This window comes from Pseudoduganella sp. jia 12 (genome assembly GCF_055502675.1).
The window spans coordinates 18,718-42,130 of record NZ_JBUXKP010000020.1 but is presented as its reverse complement, the minus strand read 5'-3'; the positions used below and the strand labels follow the sequence as shown (position 1 = coordinate 42,130).

Below are 23,413 nucleotides of genomic sequence, written 5' to 3'. Positions count from 1 at the left end.
GAGCGCGGCGGCGGTTTTCCCTGCTGGCTTTGCTATTGCTACACGCCCAGGAGCTCGGTCAGCACCGGCATCTTGGCGTTCAATTCGGTTGCGGCGAAAGTTTCCACGATCTGGCCATGCTCCATCACGTAGAAGCGGTCGGCCAGCGGTGCCGCGAAGCGGAAATTCTGTTCCACCATGACGATCGTGTAGCCCTTGGCTTTCAGCATGCGGATCATGCGCCCCAGGCCCTGGACGATGACGGGGGCCAGCCCTTCGGAAATTTCATCGAGCAGCAGCAGGCGCGCGCCGGTGCGCAGGATGCGCGCCACGGCCAGCATCTGCTGCTCGCCGCCGGACAGCCGCGTGCCCTGGCTGTTGCGGCGTTCCTTCAGGTTGGGGAACATGTCGTAGATTTCCTCGATCGACATGCCCTTCGCATCGGTCTTCAGTGCCGGCGGCAGCAGCAGGTTTTCCTCGGTCGACAGCGACGAGAAAATGCCCCGCTCTTCCGGGCAATACCCCACGCCGAGGTGGGCGATCCGGTGCGTCGGCAGCGTGATCGCCTCCTTGCCGTTGATGCGGATCGAGCCCTTGCGGGCGCCCGTGAGGCCCATGATGGCGCGCAGCGTCGTCGTGCGCCCGGCGCCGTTGCGGCCCAGCAGTGTGACGACTTCGCCCTGCTGCACGGTGATGTTCACGTTGTGCAGGATGTGCGATTCGCCATACCAGGCTTGCAGGTCGGCGATTTCCAGCGCCGTGTGCGCCGGCTGGCTGGCCGGCATGTGAACGTTCGAGGTGGCCGGGGCATTCATCAGTGCGCTCCCACCAGTTCGCTTGCTTCGGTGCCCATGTAAGCCTCCATCACCTGGGGATCCTTCGAGACTTCGGCATAGCTGCCTTCGGCCAGCATGGCACCACGCTGCAGCACGGAGATCCGGTCGCAGATGCCCGACACCACGCTCATATTGTGTTCCACCATCAGGATCGTGCGGCCGTTCGACACTTTCTTGATCAGCTCGGTAACACGGTGGACGTCCTCGTGCCCCATGCCCTGCGTGGGTTCGTCCAGCAGCATCAGTTCCGGTTCCATCGCCAGGGTGGTGGCGATTTCCAGCGCGCGCTTGCGGCCATAGGGCATGTCCGCCGTGATCGTGTCCGCGAACTGCACGAGATCGACCTCGGCCAGCAGGTCCATCGCGCGGGCATTCAACTGGTCGAGCGAGCGTTCGCTGCGCCAGAAATGGAACGTGGTACCGAGCTGGCGCTGCAAGCCGATGCGCACGTTCTGCAACACCGTCAGGTGGGGAAACACGGCAGAAATCTGGAATGAGCGGATCACCCCCATCCGGGCGATGCCCGCCGGCTTGGCAGCGGTGATGTCCTTGCCATTGAAAAAGATCTGGCCGGAGGTGGGCACCAGGAATTTCGTGAGCAGGTTGAAGCAGGTCGTCTTGCCGGCACCGTTCGGGCCGATCAATGCATGGATGTGGCCGCGTTGGACGCGCAGATTCACGTCGTTCACAGCAGTGAAACCCTTGAATTCCTTGGTCAAATTCCTTGTTTCCAAGATGAAGTTTGACATCGCGTCTCCCTGAGGATTCTTTACATACTGCTAAAATTTTTGACGATCATACCCAGAACAAATTTGCCAAACAATACCGTATAACTACCATAAACTTTTGTTGGATTGCTACTGGACCGAAGTAGATTTGTGCTTTGCGCAACAAAACTAAATTCGGTCAATTGCATGCTGCATCTCTCATCAGTACCGCTACCCCCTGCATCCACCAATTTTTTATGATCATAAAAAGGCCAGAATGATGCAATGCAGCAGCCTTTCTTGAGGCGATGTAAAATTACAAAAAAATTATCTTTTCAGGATTGCCCGATTTCCGCCACCAGGATCTCCACCAGCTTCGCCGCACTCATCCGGCGCACTCTTCCGACTCCGGTTCCGCACCACAAGGACATCAGCTCCGTGTCGCCCCGCTTGGCCGCCTCGAACCGGATCGGTCCCGTCAACGCATTCTGTATCGGGTATGGCGGCACCTCGTCTTCGACCGCGGCCATCTGCTCCATGAAACGATTGACGAGCCCGCGCGCATAGCGGCCGGAAAAAGCGCGGGTCAGCCGGGTGGGTGACGAACCGGCGATCTGCAGCCGGTGCTTGTAGGCGGGATGAATGCCCGATTCGTCCGTCACGAGGAACGCCGTCCCCATCTGGACAGCGGCCGCGCCCAGTGCCAGGCGTTCGCGCACGTCCGCCCCGGTCATCACATTGCCGGCCGAAATCACGGGAATCGTTACCGCGGCAACCGTGGCTTTCAGCAGTGCCACGGCATCGAGCGTGGCATCGCGCTGGTCGCCGATGAAGGTGCCGCGATGGCCGCCCGCTTCGGTGCCGGACGCAATCACTGCGTCCGCGCCCGCCGCCTGCCAGGCGAGCGCTTCATCGACTCGCGTGACGGTACCGATCACGACGATCCCGGCGTCATGCAACTGGCGCACCTGCTGCGCAGAGAGGATGTCGAACGTAAAACTGGCCACGGCGGGCTTCAATTCCAGCAGCAGCGCGAACTGGGCGGAAAAGTCCTCGCACCATTTAAAAGGCAGCGCCAGCTCGGACCAGCCCAGCGATGCCCACACCGGTTTCAGCAATTCCACAGCCCGCGCCACCTCCTCGCCACTCGGCCGTGGTGGATCCTGCACGAAAAAGTTGAGCAGGAATGGCCGGTCCGTCAGCTGGCGGATGTCGGCCACCTGGCGGCGGATCGCCTCCGGCGACAGCAGCGAACAGGCCATCGAACCCAGTGCACCGGCATTCGACACGGCTGCCACGAGCGCCGGCGTGTTGCATCCGCCGGCCATCGGGCCCTGGATGATGGGATGGGGGAACAGGGACTGCAACGCCATGATGTCTCCTCAATCGCCTGTGGATAAGCATATGGATATCCACAGGCATCGTTTGTGCGTAAAACGCCTCTGGGTGTGGGCTCCCATTTTTGTCCAAAAATCGTTCCTCGGCCATACAAGGTTTACGCGTGTGGTTGTGCAGCCCGTAAACTGTTGATTCGGTTGACAACTCATGAGTTATCCACATCAACCGGACTCTGTTAACAACCACTACTAGCTTGTATACAGACTTATTCTTGTAAACCCGACGACGCTGCGCGCCGCAAAACCCTGGGTTTCCAAAAAAAAAACGCGGCGGCGTAAAACACGTGAACCGTCGATCGAGTCACTGCTGAACCAATTCTGCAAATCATCGAAACGTAAAAAACCGCGGCTGCTCGCGTTCGCCTGATTCGACTGTCGGCTTGATCAACCGTTCGGCAACGATCGCCGCGGCCTGAGCTGCATCACTGGGTGCTGTTTTTTGCGTCGAAATGCCCGGGAATAGGGCTGGAGGAAGGTCAAAGCGGGCGTTTTGCCAGACTTCTGTGGATAAGCTCTTGCATATCCACAGGATCGGATGTGCGTAAACCACCAGATCGTGGGAGCAGGGATTTTTTGTTCAGAACTCGTCCGGCTCGGATACAATCCTTGTCCCACTGGTTTGAGATCGCGTAAACAGCTGATTTTGTGGATGTTAACAGCGTTATCCACAGCCGATGCGCGGTTTACTATCTACTACCAGCTTTTATATTTATTTTTATCTTGTAAACCAACGGCAGAAAGCAGCGGCAGAAAGCAGCGCCCATGCCGCAAACAGACAGCACCAAGCTGCTGTCCAGTATCCTGGAAATCCATGCTGACAGAGAAAACCCCACGCCTGGGCATCATTTCCGCCCTGGCCGAAGAGCAGGAAGGTCTGATCCAGGCCATGAGCAACCCCGTTCGGCATATCCACGGCATGCGCGACTACAGCGTGGGCAAGCTGTGGAACAGGGAGACCGTGATCGTGCTGTCGCGGATCGGCAAAGTGGCTGCGGCCATGACCGCCACCACGCTTGTGGAAAAGTTCGGAGTTACCCACATCCTCTTTACCGGCGTGGCCGGCAGTGCCGATATCGCCGTCCGCGTTGGCGATGTGGTGGTGGCCGAATCGCTGGTCCAGCACGACATGGATGCGTCGCCGCTGTTTCCCCGCTTCGAAGTACCGCTGACAGGCCTGTCGCACCTGCCGAGCGACCTGGAACTCAGTTCCCGGCTTGCCCACGCTGCCGGCACCTTCCTGGAAGGCGAGAATGGTGCCACGCTGCATCGCGGGCTCATTGGTAGTGGCGACCAGTTCATCCACGACGGCGTGCGCCTGGCGGCCCTGAAAAGCGCCTTGCCGGGCTTGCTCGCGGTGGAGATGGAGGGCGCTGCGGTGGCGCAGGTGTGTTTCGAGCTGGGCATTCCGTTCGCGGTGATGCGCACGATTTCCGACAATGCAAACGAACAAGCCGCCACGGATTTCATGCATTTCGTGAAAACCGTCGCGTCACGTTATGCGTTCGGCATCATCGAGCGCTTTTGCCGGCATCCCTGACAGGCACCCAGAAGGGGCAGGAGGCTTTCCAGCCCTATCCACTCTGCCGGGCTCGACCTGAGCAATAAAACCGTGTCAGGGTGCCTCAGAACGCTTCCTGGCGGCATCCGGCTGACGAATCACCGTGCGGGACGAAAAAAATGGCGCCGAAGCGCCATTTTTGTTGTCTGGAACGACAGGTTGTCGTCCGAGCCGGTTTATGCCCCCAGCGTCATCAGGCTGGCATTGCCGCCGGCAGCCGTCGTGTTGACGCACAATGCCCGCTCGGCGATCAGCCGCCACAACGGTATCGGTGCTTCCGGGGTGGTGTCGATGATACTGACCAGCGCGCCGTCGCGTTCGGCCAGCGGCACCCGCACCTGCTCCACGAGCACCGACTCCACCAGCGCGATCTGGAAGCCTTCCTTCAATGCGGCCATGCTGCCCACGACTTCCAGCCGGTCCTGCACGGCGGGCGGCAGGTCGGTAGGCACCAGCGACGTGGCATGGGCCACGATCGCTGCGCGGTTGCCGGTTGCCAGCACCGCGGCCAGCTGGTTCAGCAGCGCATCCTGCGTTTCGGCGAAGCAGGCCACGGTTCCTCGCGCCGCATAGCGCAGCGTGTTGCGTTCGCCGGTCGGACCCGGCAGCACGAGTTCCGTGCCGAGCGGTGTCGAGCGCACGTATTGCTCCGCCAGCGTCGCCAGCTGGTCCTTGCCCTTCCCTTTCGCCCAGACCAGCAGCGCATCCACGCTGGGCGTCGATTGGCGCGCATGGGTCTCGACCGGTGCCGCGGCCCGTTGCAGCCGCTTCAGGTAGAGCGGGCCGCCGGCCTTCGGCCCCGTGCCCGATTTGCCTTCGCCGCCGAACGGTTGCACGCCGACGACGGCGCCGACGATGTTGCGGTTCACATACATGTTGCCGACGTGGGCACGCGACGTGATGTAGTCCACCGTTTCATCGATCCGCGAATGCACGCCCAGCGTGAGGCCGAAACCGCTGGCGTTGATCTGGTCCACCACCTTCGGCAGGTCGGCGCGGGCATAGCGGATCACGTGCATCACCGGGCCGAATACTTCTTTCGTGAGTTCGGCCAGGGAACGGATTTCCAGCACCGTCGGCGGCACGAACGTGCCGGCCGCCTCGCCCGGCAGGCCGAGCGAGAAATGCGCCACGCACGTGCGCTTCGTGCGTTCGATGTGCGCCATCAGGTTCTGCTGTGCCTCGGCATCGATGACGGGGCCGATATCGGTCGCCAGCCGGTCCGGGCTGCCGATCCTCAGCTCGCCCATCGCCCCCTTCAGCATCGTGATCGTCCTGTCGGCGATATCGTCCTGCAGGAACAGCACGCGCAGCGCGGAACAGCGCTGCCCGGCGCTGTCGAAGGCGGACGAGATCGCGTCCTGCACCACCTGTTCCGGCAGCGACGACGAATCGACGATCATCGCATTCTGCCCGCCCGTCTCGGCAATGAGTGGAATGTCGCAGCGTTCCGCCGCGGCGCGTTTGGCCAGCACACGGTTGATCAGCTGTGCCACTTCGGTCGATCCGGTGAAAATCACGCCTTTGACACGCGCGTCACTGCACAGGCCGGCGCCGACCACATCGCCGCGGCCCGGCAGGAACTGCAGCGCCGCGCGGGGAATACCGCCCTCGTGCAACAGCTCGACGGCACGCTGGGCGATCAATGGTGTCTGCTCGGCCGGCTTGGCCAGTACCACGTTGCCGGCCGCCAGCGCCGCGGCCACCTGTCCCGTAAAAATCGCCAGCGGGAAGTTCCATGGACTGATGCAGGTGACGGGACCCAGCGCCAGCGCATTGGGTTCGAACCGCACCTGCTGGGCGTAATACCGCAGGAAATCGACGGCCTCGCGCACCTCGGCGATGGCGTTCGGCAGCGACTTGCCCGCTTCGCGGATCGCCAGCGCCATCAGTTCGAGCTGGTGCGTTTCATACAGGTCTGCCGCGCGCATCAGCGCCTCGGCGCGCGCGGAGGGTTCCACCGTCTGCCAGTCCATCGCCGCGCTGCTGGCGCTGGCCAGCGCCCGTTCCACGTCGCCCGCCGTCGCTTCCGTGACATGGCCGACGACATCGTGCCGTTGCGCCGGATTGATCACCGGCTGCGCCGGCTGGCCACCTTCCGCGGGCACGGCCAGCAGCGGTGCGGCCGTCCACGTGCGCGGCTGCGCCAGTGCCTGCGCGGCGTCGCGCAGCACGTCCTCGTTCGACAGGTCGATGCCTGCCGAATTCCGGCGCTCGGTACCGAACAGGTCCTGCGGCAACGGGATGGCCGGATGCGGCGCACCGCCCTGCTGGCGCGCAATGTCGAGCGGATCCTGGACCAGCGCATCGACGGGAATGCTTTCATCGACAATCTGGCTGACGAACGACGAATTGGCGCCGTTTTCCAGCAGCCGGCGCACCAGGTAGGCCAGCAGGGTCTCATGCGTGCCGACCGGCGCGTAGATGCGGCAGGCCTTGTCCAGCTTGTCCTTGCCCACCACCTGGTCGTACAGCGTTTCGCCCATGCCGTGCAGGCACTGGAATTCGTAGTCGTCGATGCCGTCCCGCTTCGCCCACGTGTAGATCGTCGACAGCGTCTGCGCATTGTGCGTGGCGAACTGCGGATAGAGCACGTCGCTGGCCGCCAGCAGCCGCTGCGCGCACGCCAGGTACGACACGTCCGTGTACACCTTGCGCGTGTACACGGGATAGCCCGGCATGCCGTCCACCTGGGCGCGCTTGACTTCCGCATCCCAGTAAGCCCCCTTCACGAGCCGCACCATGAACTGGCGGCCGCTGCGGCGCGCCAGGTCGGCCAGGTAGTCGATGACGAACGGGCAACGCTTCTGGTAAGCCTGCACGACAAAGCCGATACCTGCGAAGCCGGCCAGCGCCGGGTCGTGCGCCAGTGCTTCCATCAGGTCCAGCGACAGTTCCAGGCGGTCGGCTTCTTCCGCATCGATGTTCAGGCCGATGTCATAGCCCTTGGCAAGCAGGACCAGGGCGCGCAGGCGCGGCAGCAGTTCCGCCATCACGCGCTCGCGCTGCGCCCGGCTGTAGCGCGGATGCAGCGCCGACAGCTTGACCGAAATGCCCGGGCCGTTGCGGATGCCGCGGCCGGCCGACGCGCGGCCGATCGCATGGATCGCCGTTTCATAGCTGGCGTAGTATTTCGCGGCGTCTTCTTCCGTCAACGCCGCTTCGCCCAGCATGTCGTACGAGTAGCGGTAGCCGCGCGCTTCGTTGTCGCGGCCATTGCGGATCGCCTCGTCGATCGTCTGGCCCGTCACGAACTGGTTGCCCAGCATGCGCATCGCCAGGTCCACGCCCTTGCGGATCAGCGGTTCGCCGCCCTTGGCGATCAGCTTGGTGATCGCCGAGCCCAGTTTCTCCTCGCTGGAAGAACTGACCAGCTTGCCCGTGACCAGCAAGCCCCACGTGGCCGCGTTGACGAACAGCGACGGCGATTCGCCCAGGTGGCGCCGCCAGTCGCCCTTGCTGATCTTGTCGGCGATCAGGCGGTCGGCCGTGGCCTGGTCGGGAATGCGCAGCAGCGCTTCGGCCAGGCACATCAGCGCCACGCCTTCGTCGGACGACAGCGAGAACTGGTGCATCAACGCATCCACGCCCGAGGCCCGGGTGCGCTTTTCACGCACCGACGTCACCAGCCGGCGTGCCAGCGCCTGAGCCTCCCGTGGCACGTCGGCGCCACGGTCGCGCACCTGCGCCAGCAGCCAGTGCACGGCCGTGCGTTCGTCGCGCCGGTACGCGGCCGTGATCGCCGCACGCAACGGGGAAGGGTCGCGCAGGATTTCCGCCTGCAGGGCGCTGAAGGGAACTGGGGCATTCATGGAAGAATCTCTATCGAAAATTGTTAAGCGAGTTACCTAGCAAAACACGCCCGGCAAACGAGGTCTGCGGAGCGTGTTTCGGTGTCTTTCGGGCCGGGCCAGGTAGCTGTAGCCAATGATTCGATTGTATGCGGGATTCTTCTGGATTAATTCTGGTAATGCTGGGGGCTAGCCATACAACATTTTTGATGAGAGAATTTAACCAAATAAAATTTAAGGTGGAGATGCCCGATGCTGGACAAGATCAGTAAAAAAATCCTGATGGAGCTGCAAAGCGATGGCCGCATCAGCAACGTGGAGCTGGCGGCGCGGGTGAACCTGTCGCCCGCGGCCTGCCTCGAGCGGGTGCGCAAGCTGCACGATTCGGGCTATATCCTGGGCTATACCGCCCAGCTGAACCCGCAGTTGCTGGACGTTTCGCTGCTGGTCTTCATCGAAGTGGTGCTGGACCGCACCACGCCCGAAGTCTTCGATGCGTTCAAGCATAGTGTACAACTGATTCCCGAGGTGCTCGAATGCCATATGGTGGCCGGCGGCTTCGATTACCTGGTGAAGGCGCGTGTCAAGGACATGGCGGCCTACCGCGAATTCCTTGGGAAAACATTGTTGCAAAAAGGCGTGCGGGAAACCCACACTTATGCGGTAATGGAAGAAGTCAAGAATACCAGCAAGTTGCCCATCAAATGAGCACGGTCCGTCTTTCGGCACCGCGCCGGAGGAGACGGAATGCAGCGTGCAGCACTGGAACGGGCGGCATGGACCGCGGGCGCCGTGGCGGCGGGAACCCTGCCAGCATGGCTTGCATTCGGCAACGCGGCCCTGTGGCCCGCCCTGCTGGCGGCATTGATCGCCGCCCTCGTTCCCTGGCTGGCACGCTTTGCCGGGCAGGGCAGCCGCGATGATGGACCGCGCCGCTTCGCCGCCACGGTCGGCAACGAGATCGACGCCATCATGATCGGCGCCGCCGAAACGTCGTATTTCGTCGATTCCATCAAGAAGAAAATCGGCGAGGATGTCGACAACTCCGGCAGCATCGCCACCGCCACCCAGCAGAACACCACCGCCACCGGGCAGATCGCCGCCAATGCCGAACGGGCCGCGCTCGTGGCGCACCGCGTGCGCGAGGAAACCCAGGCGGGCCGCGCCGAGGCGGACGACGGCCTGGCCCGCATTGCCGGTGCCAGCACGGCGGCGCGGACAGCCGCGGACACGATGGCCGCGCTGCGCGGCAAGGCCGGCCGCATCGCCGGTTTCACGGACGCGATTTCCGAGATTTCGTCGCGCACGAACCTGCTGGCGCTGAATGCCGCCATCGAGGCGGCGCGTGCCGGCGAACAGGGCCGCGGCTTCGCGGTCGTCGCCGGCGAGGTGCGCCAGCTGGCCCAGCGCACGAAGAGCGCCACCGACGAGATCAGCCAGATGGTCCGCGAAATCAACGACGAGGCGGAAAAAGCCAGCACCGGCATGACATCGCTGGCCGATGCCGGCGCCGTCGACGATGGCGGCTATTTCCCGACACACAACAGGAAATATTCGCAGCCGCTGACGGGCGATTACGACGTGGACATCGTCAACAACCGCACGAAACGGATCTTCACGGACCGTACCGGCAAGCGCTGCGGCGGCAATACGCGGCCGTTCCTGCTGCAGACCTACAAGCGCGATACGGGAGAAGTGATGCACGACCTGTCCGCCCCGATCCATGTGCATGGCAAGCACTGGGGCGGGTTCCGGATCGGCTATAAATCGACGAGCGAGTCGGTGGCGGGGCACTGACGTTGCCTGCAAACAGGGGTACGTCCCCTGTTTGCAGGCAAAACTGGGGACGTACCCTTGTTTTGAGGAAAGATCAGTGCGTATCGGCCTTCGGCAACGTGCCCGGCGCAAGGCGTTGCGCCCCCTGCTGCATGCTTTCCAGTTGCGCGCGCAGCCACTTGTGGGCGGGGCTGCGGGCATCGCGTTCGTGCCACAGCATGTCCAGGTGCACGGCGGGCAGCGTGAACGGCAATTCCTTGTACACCAGCGCATCGGTCATGCCGGTCGAGGCGATCAGGTGCTTCGGCAGCACGGTGATCAGGTCCGAGTTCGCCACCACGCGGCCGGCCGTGAAGAACTGGTTCACCGTCAGCAGGATGCGGCGCTCGCGCTGCAGCTGTGCCAGCGCTTCGTCCACGAGGCCGTGCGCCCGGCCGGAAAAGCTCACCAGCAGGTGGTTCGCTTCGCAATAGTTATCCAGCGTCAGTTCTTGCTTCGCCAGCGGGTGGTTCCGCCGCATCACGCACACATAAATGCCCGAATACAGCCGCTCGTGGCGGATCGGCGATGCCGTTTCATACGACAGCTGCGCCGCCACGCCCGGGAAGAAGCCGACGGCAAGGTCGATATCGCCACGCAGCAGCATCGGCCGCGGTTCGCGGGTGGTCAGCGGCACCATGCGCACGTTGATGCCCGGCGCCTCCGCTTCGATCGAGCGCATCAGCGAAGGCAGGAAGAAGGCGGCGGTCGCATCGGCCATCGCCAGGCGGAACGTGGCATGGGCTTTCGACACGTCGAACGAGCCCGGCGCCACCGCTGCTTCCAGCGAGGCCAGCGCACTGCGCACCGATGGCCACAGCGCCTCCGCACGGGGCGTCGGCTTCACGCCATAGGCGGTGCGGATCAGCAGCTCGTCTCCCAGGCTTTCGCGCAGGCGCTTGATGGCGTTCGACACCGCCGGCTGCGTCATCGCCAGGTGGCCGGCGGCCCGGGTCAGGTTTTGCTCCGTCATCACGGCATCGAAAACACGCAGCAGGTTCAAATCGAGTGTCAGGAAGCTCATGATTCAGTCATTCAGAAGAGTGATGATTTATATTGGGAAACGAAATTGGAATGATATGTTGCGCTGCACTATAGTTACGGTAGATTCTATACGTAAACCGAGAAAAACATGTTCAATTTCGTTTCCGCAACCCAATTCTTGCCGCTGAGTGTAGGCGACGCACTGCAAGTGCTGCTCGCCTGCGCGCTGGTCGTCGGGTTCCTGGTGATGTTCAAGCCGCTGCTGCGCGGACTGGCGCTGGCCGCCGTGCTGGTGGTGAAACCGAAATTGACGAAGGAACAACGCCTGCAGCGCCGCCAGATGCGCGATGCCGCCATGCTCAAGCGTATGATGAACTCGCAAAAGGCGTCGCCCAGCGAGGCCGCCGAACTGCAGGCGCTCGCATCACGGGCATAACGTTGCTTGAAAAATGGGGACGTACCCCATTTTTCGGGAAATGTTGTCGTCGAGAAAACAGGGGTAAACCCTGTTTCAAGGATATTGCTGAAAACCCGGGACCGTCCCGGGTTTTTGTTTTACAGCGTCCGTTCGAACCTCATCCACCCAGCAGTTTCGGCTTCAGACCCGTGTCGGCGGGTTCGTTACCGATCCAGATGCGCAGGATCGCGTTGTAGAACGCCTGGTCCGGCACCGTTTCGCCGATCTTCCTGCCGTTGAGCGTGCAGACGGTGCCGGTGCCGGGAACCCAGTCCACCAGCAGCACATCGCCCTTTTTCAGGCCGGGGATGGCGGCGAACATTTCACCGAACGTCTTGGTCTGCGGCAGCAGGCGCGTGCGTTCGGCGGCGTCCGTGTTCGCGTTCAGGCCTTTCATGAAGGCGTCGCCGAAATCCTGCGACGTCAGGTCGCGCAGGCTGACGATCTGGATGCGGCGCGCGCCTTGCGCGGCCAGGATGTCGGGCACCGACGTTTTCTTTTCCGGCAGGTACAGGCCCAGCGCATACACCTTGAAGATGACCTTCGTGCGCAGGCCGGCGCCATTGAGCTTCAATGCCTGGCCCTGGACGGTGGCCGTGTCGTCGAACTTCACGCCGGCCACTTCGGTGGCGGCGAACGACAGCGCGGGCAATGCGGCGGCAAGCAGCAGCGCGCAGGCGCCGTGGATGACTAATCTGCGGGAAGGATTCATGGTGTCTCCGGATGGGTATGGGGAAGTGCCGAAGCACTATACCACCGCCCCGCCCGGCTCACGCACGATCATGCTTTTTTGTTACAGGTGGTGTGGACCCCGGCCGTTCAGGCGGCCTTGGCCGCTTCCAGGCGCTCGTATTTCGCGCGCAGCTGCTCTTCCGACTCGCGCCATTCCGGGTTGAACGGAATGCACGCCACCGGGCACACCTGCTGGCACTGCGGTTCCGAAAAGTGGCCCACGCACTCGGTGCACTTGTCGGGATCGATTTCGTAAATTTCCGGACCCATGTAGATCGCTTCGTTCGGGCACTCGGGCTCGCAAACGTCGCAATTGATGCAGTCGTCGGTGATCATCAAAGCCATGATAGAACCTCTATGCGGCCTCGTTTGCCGCGATTTTCTTGCGCAGCCAGCGGTCGACGGACGGGAAGACGAATTTCGACACGTCGCCGCCCAGCTGGGCAATCTCGCGCACGATGGTGCCCGAGATGAATTGATACTGGTCCGACGGCGTGAGGAACAGCGTCTCGACGTCGGGCAGCAGGTAGCGGTTCATGCCCGCCATCTGGAATTCATATTCGAAGTCGGACACCGCGCGCAGGCCGCGCACGATCACCCGGGCATCGTGCTGGCGCACGAAATCCTTCAGCAGGCCGGAAAAGCTCTCGACCTTCACGTTCGGATAATGGCCCAGCACTTCATTGGCGATTTCCAGGCGCTCTTCGACCGTGAAGAACGGGTGTTTTGCCTTGCTGTCGGCCACGCCGACCACCAGCGTGTCGAACAGGCCCGATGCGCGGCGCACCAGGTCTTCGTGACCACGCGTGAGCGGATCGAACGTCCCCGGATAAACGGCTACAACCATTGCGTTCCTCGTTTTTTGCACGAATCAGACGCGCATTATGCCTGAAACGCGGGCGGCCTTCACCGCCGGCCGCCGCCGCTGCCGCCGTGGACTTACCCTCCCCGGCGCTGCAGCAGGTAGAAGTGCACCATGCCGGCCTTGTCCTGGCGCACCACTTCCCAGTGTTCCAGCCATTCCGGCGCAGTGCCATCGTCGGCCACCAGCGGCAAGCCGGATTCGGCATAGACCAGGCCGCCCTCCGCCACCAGTTTGTCGCACAGCGGCAACGCGCGGGACAGGAAATCCTGCTGGTAGGGCGGATCGAGGAAGATCACGTCGAAGCGCTGCCCTCGCTGCGCCAGCGATTGCGCCAGCGCCAGCGCATCGGCACGCTGCACGACGACATTGGTGGCGTTCAGCTTTTCCTGGACCGTCTGCAACTGGCGCACGATGGCCGCGTTCGCGTCCACCATCGTCACGTGCTGCGCCCCACGGCTGGCCGCCTCAAAGCCGAGGGCGCCGCTGCCGGCGAACAGGTCCAGCACGCGCACGTTGCCCCAGTCGCCCTTCAGGTGGTTGAGCCAGTTGAACACCGTCTCGCGCACCCGGTCCGGCGTGGGCCGCAACCCCAGCGCCTCGAGCACCGGCAGCGGCGTGCGCTTCCAGTCCCCGCCAATGATGCGCACCTGCTTGGCGTGCTGCGGACCGTGGACGGGAACTTTGGCGGCGGGCTTTTTCTTTTGCATGGCTACGTGGCGCGGAAATGAGGCGGGCACTATATCACGCCTAAAAATGTTGCTCCAAACCGGGCTCAGACCCCAAATTTGAACCGGGGTCAGACCCCAAATTTGGGAAATATTTCCCCAAATTGGGGTCTGACCCCGGTCTTTACCCCAGTTTTGGCAACATTCAATCGCACAGCGTGGGCAAATCCGGGTTTTCCGCGAACGCGAACAAGGTTTCCAGCTGCGACAGCGTGACGCGGTCCGTGGAGAGGTCCAGCGTGGCCAGCTCGTGGCGCGACACCCACCGCACGTCGGACGTCTCGGCCGTGTCCGCCAGCAGCGCGCCGCCGGTCGCGCGGCACAGTACGAACGCCTTGTACACGTACCACGCCTGGGGCGGATGCGGGTGGACGCGCTTGTCCCACAGCGCCAGCAGCCGCACCGCTTCGGTGTCCAGCCCCGTTTCCTCGCGCACCTCCTTCACCGCCACTTCGAACGGCGTGCAGCCGACGTCCGCCCAGCCGCCCGGCAGCGACCAGCGCCCGCCATCGTGCTTTTCGCGCGCCATCAGCACCTTGTCGGTGCCGTCGAACAGCACGGCGCGGATGTCGACCTTCGGCGTCGGGTAGCCGCGTTCGAGCGCCACCGCATCCTGCAATTGTGCGACGGGCTGGCCGGTCAGGTGGCTCAGCATCTGCTGGCTCAGCGCCAGCACTTCCTGGTAGCGCTCGGCATCGAACACGTGCGGGCCGTAGGCCAGGCCAGCTTGCGCCAGCGCCTGCAGGCGCTGCGCGATCCCCATCCACATGCGGCCGGAATCGGTCGGGGGTTCATCGGCAGTGGCAGGCGGCAAGGCGTTGGCATTCATGGTGGCTCCAATGAAAAGATGACGGCAAGCCTACCATTTTCTTGCAGATTATTGCAAGAAGTCGCAAAATACCGCAAATTCCACGATTGCCACGCCATGCTCAAGTACGAACGTTTCCGCCGCATCCTCGACCAACTGCAACGCCATGGCCAGGTGCAGCTGGGCGCACTCAGTGCCACGCTGGACGTTTCCGAAGACACGATCCGCCGCGATATCGACGAACTGGCCCGTCAGGGCGCATTGATGCGGATCCGCGGCGGTGCCCTGCTGCCCTCGCCGATTCCGAACGCCTATGCGGCGCGCGAGCAGCACGACGCGGCAGCCAAGCAGGAGATCGCGCGCAAGGCGCTGGCGCTGGTCGGCGAGGGCCAGCTGATCATCCTCGATGGCGGCACCACGGCCGGCTGGCTGGCGCGCCAGTTGCCGGCCACCGGCAAGCTGACGGTGGCTACCCACAGCCTGCCGGCCGCGCTGACGCTGCTCGATCATCCCGGTATCGACGTGCGCATGGCGGGCGGCCGCGTGCATGCCGGCTACCGCGTCAACCTCGGCCTGGAAACGGTGGATTTCTTCCGCCAGCTGCTGGCCGACCACTGCTTCATCGGCACCTATGGGCTGCATCCGGAAGCGGGACTGACGGTGGCCGACCCGGACGAAGCGGCCGTCAAGCGCGCGATCGTCAACGCGTCGAAGCACGTGGTGGCGCTGGTGACGCCCGAAAAGCTGGGCACGGCCGCCTCGTATGTCGCTTGCGAGGCGGGCCGCATCGATACGCTGATTACGGCCAGTACCGTAACTGAAGCGGTGCTGGCGCCCTACCGCGCCCTGGGCATCCGTATCCTGTAGGGGCGCGGTCGGCTGGACGGCTTACTTGGTGTCCGCCGCCAGCGTATTGAAGTCGTTGATCCAGCCCTGCATGCGCTTTTGCGCGTGGGCTTTCTGTTCCGGCGTGGCGATACCGATCACGGTGTGCACCAGGCCGATCGAGGCATTCGTGTTGGCTTCATAGAACGCCTTGCGCTCGGAGTTGTCGAGACGGGCGAAGCTTTCCCGGATCAGGGCCTGGATCTGCGTGGTGGCCTGTTCGCGGGTCGGCTTTTCCTGCATGATCCGCCGCGCCAGCGCCAGCACGTTGCGCTGGCGGCGCATCCGTTCATCGAGCCAGATCGCGTTATCGAGCGGCCGCGCATCCGATGCCTTGCGAATGATCTCTTTCTGCTCGCGCGAAAAACCGCCGAACCACAGCTCGAACTGCTCCATCGATTTCTTGTAGCGGAATTCGTTCTGGTCCTCGCGGTCGCCCTTCATGTTCTCGCGGCGGAACTTGTCGTTATTCTTGGCGAATTTCTTTTCCATCTGCGTCAGCTGCTCGGGCTTCAGCGACAGCGCGATGTCCGCGATATCCGGTGCCGCCTTGAGCAGCAATGCCTGGGTGCGGGCACGGATGTCGTCATAGTCGGCACGCAGTTCCGCCGGCGTGGGATTGCCGCGCAGTTGCTGCTGCGCGTGCTGCAGCACGTGCACATAATCCTGCAACTGGGTCTTGCGGTGCCAGCGGAACAGGTTGTCGATATCCTTTTTTACCTCGCCGCTCTGTTCGTCGTCGAAGTCGACATAGTTGTCCAGCCACCAGTACAGCAGCGTGTCGCCGTTGTTATAGGCCAGCTTCAGCGAGCTGCATGCTGTCACCAGCGCCAGCAAGGCAACCAGGAACCAGGTACGGAAAGATGATGTCTGCATGTTAAACTTTTGCATATTATTAATTAGACGAAGTCGCCTTATGAACGTTGTCATCCTCGCTGCCGGCATGGGCAAACGCATGCAATCTGTCTTGCCCAAAGTGCTGCATCCGCTGGCAGGCAAGCCATTGTTGTCGCACGTGATCGATACCGCGCGCACCCTCGCCCCGGCCAAATTATGTGTGATTTACGGGCATGGAGGCGCCACGGTGCTGTCCGCCCTCGAAGCGCAGAAGGCACGCGGTGGCGTGGAAATCTCCGCCGCGCTGCAGGAACCGCAACTGGGTACCGGCCACGCCGTGATGCAGGCGCTGCCCGTGCTGGATGAATCGGCGCCCACGCTGGTACTGTATGGCGACGTGCCGCTGACCAGCGCCGCCTCGCTGCAGCGCCTCGTCGACGCGGCGGGCCAGGACAAGCTGGGCATCCTCACCGTGGTGCAGGCCGATCCGTTCGGCCTGGGCCGCATCGTCCGCGAGAATGATCGCATCGTGCGCATCGTGGAAGAAAAGGATGCGACGGCGGAAGAACGCGCGATCAAGGAAATCAACTCCGGCATCATGTGCATTCCCACCGGCCACCTGAAAAAATGGCTCGCGTCGCTGGAAAACAAGAACGCGCAGGGCGAGTACTACCTGACCGACATCGTGGCCCGCGCCGTGGCCGATGGCGTCGAGGTGGTGTCCGCGCACCCCGCGGCGGAGTGGGAAGTGCTGGGCGTGAACAGCAAGGTGCAACTGGCGCAGCTCGAACGCATCCACCAGAACAACCTGGCCCAGGCGCTGCTGGAACGGGGCGTGACGGTGATGGACCCGGCGCGCATCGACATCCGCGGTGAACTGGTATGCGGCCGCGACGTGACGATCGACGTCGGTTGCGTCTTCGAAGGCAAGGTCACGCTGGCCGACGGCGTAACGGTCGGCGCCCACAGCGTGATCGTCAACGCGGCGATCGAAGCGGGCGCGCAGATCAAGCCGTTCTGCCATATCGAGGAAGCCACCGTTGGCCCGAAATCGGTCATCGGCCCCTACGCGCGGCTGCGCCCGGGCACCACGCTGGGCGAGGATGTCCACGTGGGCAACTTCGTCGAGATCAAGAACAGCCAGGTGGCCGCGCACAGCAAGGCCAACCACCTGGCCTACGTGGGCGATTCGGACGTGGGCTCGCGCGTGAACATCGGCGCCGGTGTCATCACCTGCAACTACGATGGCGCCAACAAGTTCCGCACCACGATCGAGGATGACGCGTTCATCGGCAGCGACAGCCAGCTGGTGGCCCCGGTCACGGTGGGCGCGGGCGCCACGATCGGCGCCGGCACCACGCTGACGAAAAACGCCCCGGCCGGCAAGCTGACGATTTCGCGTCCGAAGCAGCTGACGATCGACGGCTGGCAGCGCCCCGTCAAGACGAAGAAGTAAGCAGCTGCGCCCTGCGCTCTTCCGCGAACCGCACCAGGTCGGGGAAGAAGCGCTCGAACCCTTCGGCGATGGCGTCGCGGTGCCGCACCAGGTCCTGCACGCCATCGCGCAGCAACTCCCCATTGCGGCTCAGGCGACGCGACACTCGCGCGATCGTTCCTTCCACGCCCTCGAACGTCGCATAGCCCCCCAGCCAGTCCTGGCGCACCAGGTAGGGCAGCATTTCGCGCAGCCGCGGCGGCAGCATCGGCTCGTGCGCCGCCAGTGCACGGTAGAAGCGGGCAATCAGGGCATCGCGCGGCTCGTCGCACCAGCGCTGCCAGTGGCGGCTCAACTCGTGGTCATAGAACACATCCAGCACGATGCCCGCGTAGCGGCGCCGGCCTTCGCCAAACAATTCCTTCGATGCCAGCACGGCCGGATGGCTGTCCGTATAGCTGTCGACATGGCGGTGCAGCAGGATGTCGCGCGCGATGTCCGCCGGGTAGGCGGCGATATCGTTCGCCTTGACGAAGTCGCCCAGCATCGCACCGACCATCGCCGCGTCGTCGTGCCGGGCCAGGTACACGTGGGCCAGGTAATTCATGCGCCATTTTACCCACCGTCCGCAAGCCCCGCTGTGGACAAGCGTGTGCACAAGCGCCGGCATAACCGGTGGGCAGCCGGTGCATAGCTTTTCGGGCGAGCTGGAATCATCCTGCAATGCAGTGATCCATGCCGATTGGGGATAACGTTGTGGGAAAGCGAGGGTAAAAGGCCGGGATAAGCCGTGTATAGCCCTGTATAGCGTGAAAAAGGCGCTTTTCGCCTCGAATGTGGCCTTGGATAACGTTGTGGAAAACGCGCTGTACAACATGTTAATAGGCAATGCTGCAGCAGGTTTCCTTGCTGGTTCGCCTGCCTTTTCGGCAGCATGGGGTTGCCTTCCGGTTTACTGCGTCATTTGCCCGTTTGCCAGGATGGTGCGGATGCCTGCAGTAGCCCAGCCAGGCCGGTGAATAACTACCCCATTTACACACAGCGCAAATTCGCGCACGGCCGGATGCTCATCCACCGTGCGAAGTATACGGGCACTGCCCCGCTCCGCCGCCGGATGCGGTTACCCGCCATTGTGCTGTTGTGGGTAACTTTGTGGAAAAGGATGTGGCCAATGCGGTATAAGGCGCGGACAAGCTGGAGATAAGCAGGCGTTTACCGGTGGAAAAGTGTTGGGATAACCATGCGAAAAACCGGTGTATGGCCTGTGGATCGCAGTGGATAACCTGGCGATTCAGACGGCAATACGCGTCTCGAATTTGCTGCGGAACGTGGAAAAATATGCCTTCACGTTGCGTACGTTCGCATGGCTCGTGAACAGGCGGTGCGCCAGCGCGTGGTAAGCCGGCATGTCTTCCACCTGCACGACCAGTACGAAGTCCGGCCCGGGCGATACCCGATAGCACTGCAGTACCGTCCCTTCCCGGGCCACCAGCGATTCGAATTGCGCCATCCTGTCCGCCGCCTGCACATCGAGCGTGATCTCGACGATGGCGGTGAGCCGTGCCCCTACCTTGTCCGGCGCCACGATCGCCACCTGCCGCTCGATGATGCCCGCATCGCGCAACGCCTTGACGCGCCGCAGGCATGTCGGGGCGGACACATGCACCTGCTGCGCCAGTTCGGCATTGGTGATGGCCGCGTTTTCCTGCAATACGGTGAGGATCCGGCGATCCAGCTCGTCCAGTGCAATGTCCATCCTCGTTCCTTTTGTGAGTTATTTCGTTCCGCGTGATGCTGCGCAAAGCAGATATGAAATTTTATAAAAAATAAGTAATATATTTGTCATAAAATTTCTTGTCTCCGAAATCATGAAATATTGTTTCACAATAAGCATGAATAAGTAAGCATATTTCCACAGGTCTGATCTACGATGTCGGTCTGTTAACACTTACTGTAGAGGTCACCATGTGCGGCATCGTCGGCGCGGTAGCGCAACGTAATATCACCCCGATCCTGATCGAAGGCCTGAAGCGCCTGGAATACCGCGGCTACGATTCGTGCGGCGTGGCACTGCACACGAATGGCCGCCTGCAGCGCTCGCGCAGCACGTCGCGCGTGGCGGAGCTGGAAAAGCAGATGCAGGAAATCGAACTGCAAGGCTTCACCGGCATCGCCCATACGCGCTGGGCCACGCACGGCGCACCGGCGTCGCACAATGCGCACCCGCACTTCTCGCCCAATTCCGACGATGCCCGCATCGCCCTGGTCCACAACGGCATCATCGAAAACCACGACGAGCTGCGTGACGAGCTGACCAAGCTGGGCTATGTGTTCCAGAGCCAGACCGATACCGAAGTGATCGCCCACCTGGTCGACCACCTGTACACCGGCGACCTGTTCGAGACCGTCCAGCAAGCCGTCAAGCGCCTGCATGGTGCCTACGCGATCGCCGTGTTCTCCCGTGAAGAACCGCACCGCGTTGTCGCTGCACGCCAGGGCTCGCCGCTGATCGTCGGCCTGGGCGACGGCGAAAACTTCGTCGCGTCGGACGCGATGGCGCTGGCCGGCACCACCAACCAGATCATCTACCTGGAAGAAGGCGACGTGGTCGACCTGCAACTGGGCCGCGCCTGGATCGTCGACGCCGACGGCAAGCAGGTCGAGCGCGAAGTGAAAACCGTACACGCGCACACCGGTGCCGCCGAGCTGGGCCCGTACCGCCACTACATGCAGAAGGAAATCTTCGAGCAGCCGCGCGTCGTCGGCGACACGCTCGAAGGCGTGGTCGGCATCACGCCAGAGCTGTTCGGCGATGAAGCCTACAAGGTGTTCAAGGAAATCGACCGCGTGCTGATCCTGGCCTGCGGCACCAGCTACTACTCGGGCATGACCGCCAAGTACTGGATCGAATCGATCGCCAAGGTGCCGGTCAGCGTGGAAATCGCCAGCGAATACCGCTACCGCGACAGCGTGCCGAATCCGTCCACGCTGGTGGTGACGATCTCCCAGTCCGGCGAAACGGCCGACACGATCGCGGCGCTGAAGCACGCCCGCTCGCTGGGTATGGAAAACACGCTGACGATCTGCAACGTCGCCACCAGCGCCATGGTCCGCGAATGCAAGCTGGCCTATATCACCCGCGCCGGCGTGGAAGTGGGCGTCGCGTCCACGAAAGCGTTCACCACGCAGCTGTCCGCTCTGTTCCTGCTCACGCTGGCGCTGGCACAGGTGAACGGCCGCCTGACGGACGAAGAAGAAGCGCAGCACCTGAAGGACATGCGCCACCTGCCATCGGCGATCTCCGCCGTGCTGGCGCTGGAACCGCAGATCATCGCCTGGGCCGAAGACTTCGCCCGCAAGGAAAACGCACTGTTCCTGGGCCGCGGCATGCACTACCCGATCGCCCTGGAAGGCGCGCTGAAGCTGAAGGAAATCTCGTACATCCACGCCGAAGCCTACCCGGCCGGTGAACTGAAGCACGGCCCGCTGGCGCTGGTGACGGAAGAAATGCCGGTCGTCACGATCGCCCCGAACGACGCGCTGATCGAGAAGCTGAAGTCGAACATGCAGGAAGTGCGCGCCCGCGGCGGCCAGCTGTACGTGTTCGCCGACGTCGACTCGCGCATCACCTCCGGCGAAGGCGTGCACGTGATCCGCATGCCGGAACACTACGGCTGCCTGTCGCCGATCCTGCACGTGGTGTCGCTGCAGCTGCTGGCGTATCACACGGCGCTGGCGCGTGGTACGGACGTGGACAAGCCGCGTAACCTGGCGAAGTCGGTGACGGTCGAGTAAGTGTCGGCCGCATCCCTGACTAGCGAGAATAAAGTTGGTCGGGCCAGAATAAAGTTGGTCGGAGCGGCTCCCTGCTTGCCGTCAACCCCACGGTGGCGGCAACACATCGGCTCATGTACAGTGAGTCCTCCGACCGGCCACTTTCGGCCAGAAGCGGCCGCACGGTTGGCCGCACTGAGAGTGGGAGTTGGTAGAATGGGCTCTGCGCGCAGCAGCGTGCACGCAAATCATACTTGCTAGGCAGCCATCCGCAGCCACAGGTACAATAGGAACCTTTTCTCTACAAGTCTGTGCCTTTACATCGTCCAGATGAGAGATGACTAGCGCGCGTTCGAGGTGAATGAATGTCTGACTATAAAGACCTGAATTTGAATCGGGAGACTCTGGATGCGAACATTCAGGGCTTCATGGTGTCGAACAGCTACACGCTGGACGGCGGAATTCAGTCGCTTGAAAAACGCAAACGTGTTGTTTTTGGTGCAGCGGGCTCGGAGTATGCTACCGTTGATTTGCACCTGAACGGGACAGGTACAACGACTGTCCAATGGAAGATGGGAAAGAACCAGCCAGTAGGCGAGCAACTTGCCGCTCACTTGAAAGCCACAATCAACCCTGCTGAGTTTGAGAATATAAATTATTCCCTTAAGGGGATCACTAGTGCGTCATTTGATCCGATTCTGGATTGTCTTGAAGAGTCAGCTGACATTAAAATAACCCCTCTTCGAGATGAAGCAATTTGCAAGCAAGTGACACTGACAAGCGTTGCTCATCAGGATAGTCTCACGCTTACCCACCATCGCACGACAAGGGTTTTGCAGATTCAGGGCAAACCTCTTTCGTGTTATCGACGGGTCATATTTATGCTCACCGACCTTCTAGACTTGAAGGGGCTTGAGCAAGTTTTGTATCGCAAAGATGACAGCAGCGCGGAAATCGTCCGGAAGGAGATGGCTGAAGATTACCTGAAGGGATTTTTTCCCCGTAGCTATGGCGATCTGCCCGAGGCTGTCAAAAAACTGTTAATTTCTAGCTGCTGCGTCAAGTTGGCAGCTCCGAAGCTGCCTGACTATTGCTTGTTGCTTTACCCTGATCTGCGCTCGTTGGAAGGCGTCCTGAAACAGGAGATGAGCGGCTACTTAATGTCCGTTGAAGACACCGACAATGGGTTCGGCGAATTCTTTGATGTTAAGCATGGCGTATGTACGCTGAAGCCTAAGTATGAGGCTGCTATTGGGCACGCGGCGATGGTAGATGCCTTTAACAAAGGCTATACTTTTTTCAGGAAGCACCGTCATACAATTTTCCACATGGAGGAATTTCCTGATGGTAGCAGAATGATAGATACATTGGATAAGGCCATTAGTCTGTCAAAAGATGCTTATGCAGCTATCGACGGACTTTATACGGCGAGAATTTAAATGATTAAGACACTTCGCATTGTAGGTGAAATCGCAGTGGTTACGGCCACGGCTGATTTTCATCCTTTGCGCCAGACAAAGCAACTCGCCACGGAACTCGTCCATTTGGGTTTCGAGGGTATAGTGCTGTTCGATTTGCTAGCGGTCAATGGACTGACCTCAAATCGTTTCGCTACCATGAAATTCGCCGAGAATGGGTTTGATCGCACGTCTTTTGCAGTTGAGTCCGACGTTAGTTTAGGCATTCAGGACGAACAAGACTCGATTGCCAAGAGCGATCTGACATTTCTTCTCGGTAGCGTTCTCTCGTCTGGCGAATTGAAAAAATTCGCACACTAGCCTGCTGCGTGTTCCGGCGACTGTGACCGCCGATTCCAGTCTACCGTGAC

Annotated in this window: 22 protein-coding genes; 9 read left to right on the top strand and 13 right to left on the bottom strand. The window is 61.9% G+C overall.

The window, feature by feature from the left end; translation table 11 throughout:
* Nucleotides 1–38: 38 nt before the first annotated feature.
* The 3 genes from ACY65G_RS29260 to ACY65G_RS29250 all read right to left on the bottom strand — a co-directional run bounded on the left by ACY65G_RS29260 (nucleotide 39) and on the right by ACY65G_RS29250 (nucleotide 2,895).
* Nucleotides 39–794 (bottom strand): ABC transporter ATP-binding protein, encoded by a 756-nt coding sequence (locus ACY65G_RS29260; protein WP_465000798.1) that lies wholly within the window; start codon nucleotides 792–794, stop codon nucleotides 39–41.
* Nucleotides 794–1,564, bottom strand: a complete 771-nt coding sequence (locus tag ACY65G_RS29255; protein ID WP_465000797.1) for an ABC transporter ATP-binding protein — start codon at nucleotides 1,562–1,564, stop codon at nucleotides 794–796. Before ACY65G_RS29255 ends, ACY65G_RS29260 begins: the two co-directional genes overlap by 1 nt.
* 293 nt (nucleotides 1,565–1,857) lie before the next feature.
* Nucleotides 1,858–2,895: an NAD(P)H-dependent flavin oxidoreductase gene (locus ACY65G_RS29250; protein WP_465000796.1), complete on the bottom strand. Its 1,038-nt coding sequence runs from the start codon at nucleotides 2,893–2,895 to the stop codon at nucleotides 1,858–1,860.
* Nucleotides 2,896–3,730: 835 nt separating this feature from the next.
* Between ACY65G_RS29250 and ACY65G_RS29245 the strand changes: the two genes are divergently transcribed.
* On the top strand, nucleotides 3,731–4,456 hold the full coding sequence (locus ACY65G_RS29245) for a 5'-methylthioadenosine/adenosylhomocysteine nucleosidase (RefSeq protein ID WP_465000795.1): 726 nt from the start codon (nucleotides 3,731–3,733) through the stop codon (nucleotides 4,454–4,456).
* 197 nt (nucleotides 4,457–4,653) lie between these two features.
* Here ACY65G_RS29245 and putA read toward each other — a convergent pair whose 3' ends face one another.
* Entirely contained in the window at nucleotides 4,654–8,289 is a 3,636-nt protein-coding gene (gene putA, locus ACY65G_RS29240) for a trifunctional transcriptional regulator/proline dehydrogenase/L-glutamate gamma-semialdehyde dehydrogenase (protein ID WP_465000794.1), read from the bottom strand.
* 231 nt (nucleotides 8,290–8,520) lie between these two features.
* On the opposite strand from putA, the gene ACY65G_RS29235 reads away from it, so the two are divergent.
* Both ACY65G_RS29235 and ACY65G_RS29230 read left to right on the top strand, forming a co-directional pair.
* Nucleotides 8,521–8,976: an Lrp/AsnC ligand binding domain-containing protein gene (locus tag ACY65G_RS29235; RefSeq protein ID WP_130186877.1), complete on the top strand. Its 456-nt coding sequence runs from the start codon at nucleotides 8,521–8,523 to the stop codon at nucleotides 8,974–8,976.
* 39 nt (nucleotides 8,977–9,015) lie between these two features.
* A complete protein-coding gene (locus ACY65G_RS29230; RefSeq protein WP_465000793.1) occupies nucleotides 9,016–10,065 on the top strand; it encodes a methyl-accepting chemotaxis protein in 1,050 nt (349 codons plus the stop codon).
* A 73-nt stretch (nucleotides 10,066–10,138) separates the two neighbouring features.
* Here the strand turns inward: ACY65G_RS29230 and ACY65G_RS29225 are convergent, their stop codons facing one another.
* Nucleotides 10,139–11,107 carry a LysR family transcriptional regulator gene (locus tag ACY65G_RS29225; protein ID WP_465000792.1) on the bottom strand — a complete coding sequence of 323 codons (969 nt, stop codon included), beginning with the start codon at nucleotides 11,105–11,107 and terminating at the stop codon, nucleotides 10,139–10,141.
* A 108-nt stretch (nucleotides 11,108–11,215) separates the two neighbouring features.
* Here ACY65G_RS29225 and ACY65G_RS29220 point away from each other — a divergent pair, with 108 nt between their 5' ends.
* Nucleotides 11,216–11,503 (top strand): hypothetical protein, encoded by a 288-nt coding sequence (locus tag ACY65G_RS29220; protein WP_465000791.1) that lies wholly within the window; start codon nucleotides 11,216–11,218, stop codon nucleotides 11,501–11,503.
* Between the two features lie 139 nt (nucleotides 11,504–11,642).
* Here ACY65G_RS29220 and ACY65G_RS29215 read toward each other — a convergent pair whose 3' ends face one another.
* The 5 genes from ACY65G_RS29215 to ACY65G_RS29195 all read right to left on the bottom strand — a co-directional run bounded on the left by ACY65G_RS29215 (nucleotide 11,643) and on the right by ACY65G_RS29195 (nucleotide 14,675).
* Complete coding sequence (locus tag ACY65G_RS29215) at nucleotides 11,643–12,236, bottom strand: chalcone isomerase family protein (protein WP_465000790.1); 594 nt, start codon at nucleotides 12,234–12,236, stop codon at nucleotides 11,643–11,645.
* Between the two features lie 107 nt (nucleotides 12,237–12,343).
* Complete coding sequence (locus ACY65G_RS29210; protein ID WP_131148422.1) at nucleotides 12,344–12,601, bottom strand: YfhL family 4Fe-4S dicluster ferredoxin; 258 nt, start codon at nucleotides 12,599–12,601, stop codon at nucleotides 12,344–12,346.
* A gap of 10 nt (nucleotides 12,602–12,611) precedes the next feature.
* Nucleotides 12,612–13,103, bottom strand: a complete 492-nt coding sequence (gene coaD / locus ACY65G_RS29205) for a pantetheine-phosphate adenylyltransferase (protein WP_465000789.1) — start codon at nucleotides 13,101–13,103, stop codon at nucleotides 12,612–12,614.
* A gap of 92 nt (nucleotides 13,104–13,195) precedes the next feature.
* On the bottom strand, nucleotides 13,196–13,828 hold the full coding sequence (rsmD, locus tag ACY65G_RS29200; protein ID WP_465000788.1) for a 16S rRNA (guanine(966)-N(2))-methyltransferase RsmD: 633 nt from the start codon (nucleotides 13,826–13,828) through the stop codon (nucleotides 13,196–13,198).
* Nucleotides 13,829–13,991: 163 nt separating this feature from the next.
* Nucleotides 13,992–14,675 carry an NUDIX hydrolase gene (locus ACY65G_RS29195; RefSeq protein ID WP_465000787.1) on the bottom strand — a complete coding sequence of 228 codons (684 nt, stop codon included), beginning with the start codon at nucleotides 14,673–14,675 and terminating at the stop codon, nucleotides 13,992–13,994.
* A gap of 96 nt (nucleotides 14,676–14,771) precedes the next feature.
* Here ACY65G_RS29195 and ACY65G_RS29190 point away from each other — a divergent pair, with 96 nt between their 5' ends.
* Nucleotides 14,772–15,521 carry a DeoR/GlpR family DNA-binding transcription regulator gene (locus tag ACY65G_RS29190; protein ID WP_465000786.1) on the top strand — a complete coding sequence of 250 codons (750 nt, stop codon included), beginning with the start codon at nucleotides 14,772–14,774 and terminating at the stop codon, nucleotides 15,519–15,521.
* Nucleotides 15,522–15,542: 21 nt separating this feature from the next.
* On the opposite strand, the gene ACY65G_RS29185 is transcribed toward ACY65G_RS29190, so the two are convergent.
* Complete coding sequence (locus ACY65G_RS29185; RefSeq protein ID WP_465000785.1) at nucleotides 15,543–16,415, bottom strand: DUF6279 family lipoprotein; 873 nt, start codon at nucleotides 16,413–16,415, stop codon at nucleotides 15,543–15,545.
* Nucleotides 16,416–16,455: 40 nt separating this feature from the next.
* Between ACY65G_RS29185 and glmU the strand changes: the two genes are divergently transcribed.
* Nucleotides 16,456–17,832, top strand: coding sequence for a bifunctional UDP-N-acetylglucosamine diphosphorylase/glucosamine-1-phosphate N-acetyltransferase GlmU (gene glmU, locus ACY65G_RS29180; protein ID WP_465000784.1), 1,377 nt, complete (start codon nucleotides 16,456–16,458; stop codon nucleotides 17,830–17,832).
* On the opposite strand, the gene ACY65G_RS29175 is transcribed toward glmU, so the two are convergent.
* Entirely contained in the window at nucleotides 17,816–18,418 is a 603-nt protein-coding gene (locus tag ACY65G_RS29175) for an acyl carrier protein phosphodiesterase (RefSeq protein ID WP_465000783.1), read from the bottom strand. The genes glmU and ACY65G_RS29175 overlap by 17 nt on opposite strands.
* A gap of 684 nt (nucleotides 18,419–19,102) precedes the next feature.
* Entirely contained in the window at nucleotides 19,103–19,567 is a 465-nt protein-coding gene (locus ACY65G_RS29170; RefSeq protein WP_465000782.1) for an Lrp/AsnC family transcriptional regulator, read from the bottom strand.
* A 209-nt stretch (nucleotides 19,568–19,776) separates the two neighbouring features.
* Here ACY65G_RS29170 and glmS point away from each other — a divergent pair, with 209 nt between their 5' ends.
* From glmS to ACY65G_RS29155, 3 genes are all read left to right on the top strand, one after another.
* Entirely contained in the window at nucleotides 19,777–21,606 is a 1,830-nt protein-coding gene (gene glmS / locus ACY65G_RS29165) for a glutamine--fructose-6-phosphate transaminase (isomerizing) (protein WP_465000781.1), read from the top strand.
* 344 nt (nucleotides 21,607–21,950) lie between these two features.
* Entirely contained in the window at nucleotides 21,951–23,024 is a 1,074-nt protein-coding gene (locus ACY65G_RS29160; RefSeq protein ID WP_465000780.1) for a type II toxin-antitoxin system RnlA family toxin, read from the top strand.
* The gene (locus ACY65G_RS29155; protein ID WP_465000779.1) at nucleotides 23,025–23,363 is read left to right on the top strand and encodes a type II toxin-antitoxin system RnlB family antitoxin; all 339 of its coding nucleotides are present in this window, start codon (nucleotides 23,025–23,027) and stop codon (nucleotides 23,361–23,363) included.
* Nucleotides 23,364–23,413: the final 50 nt, after the last annotated feature.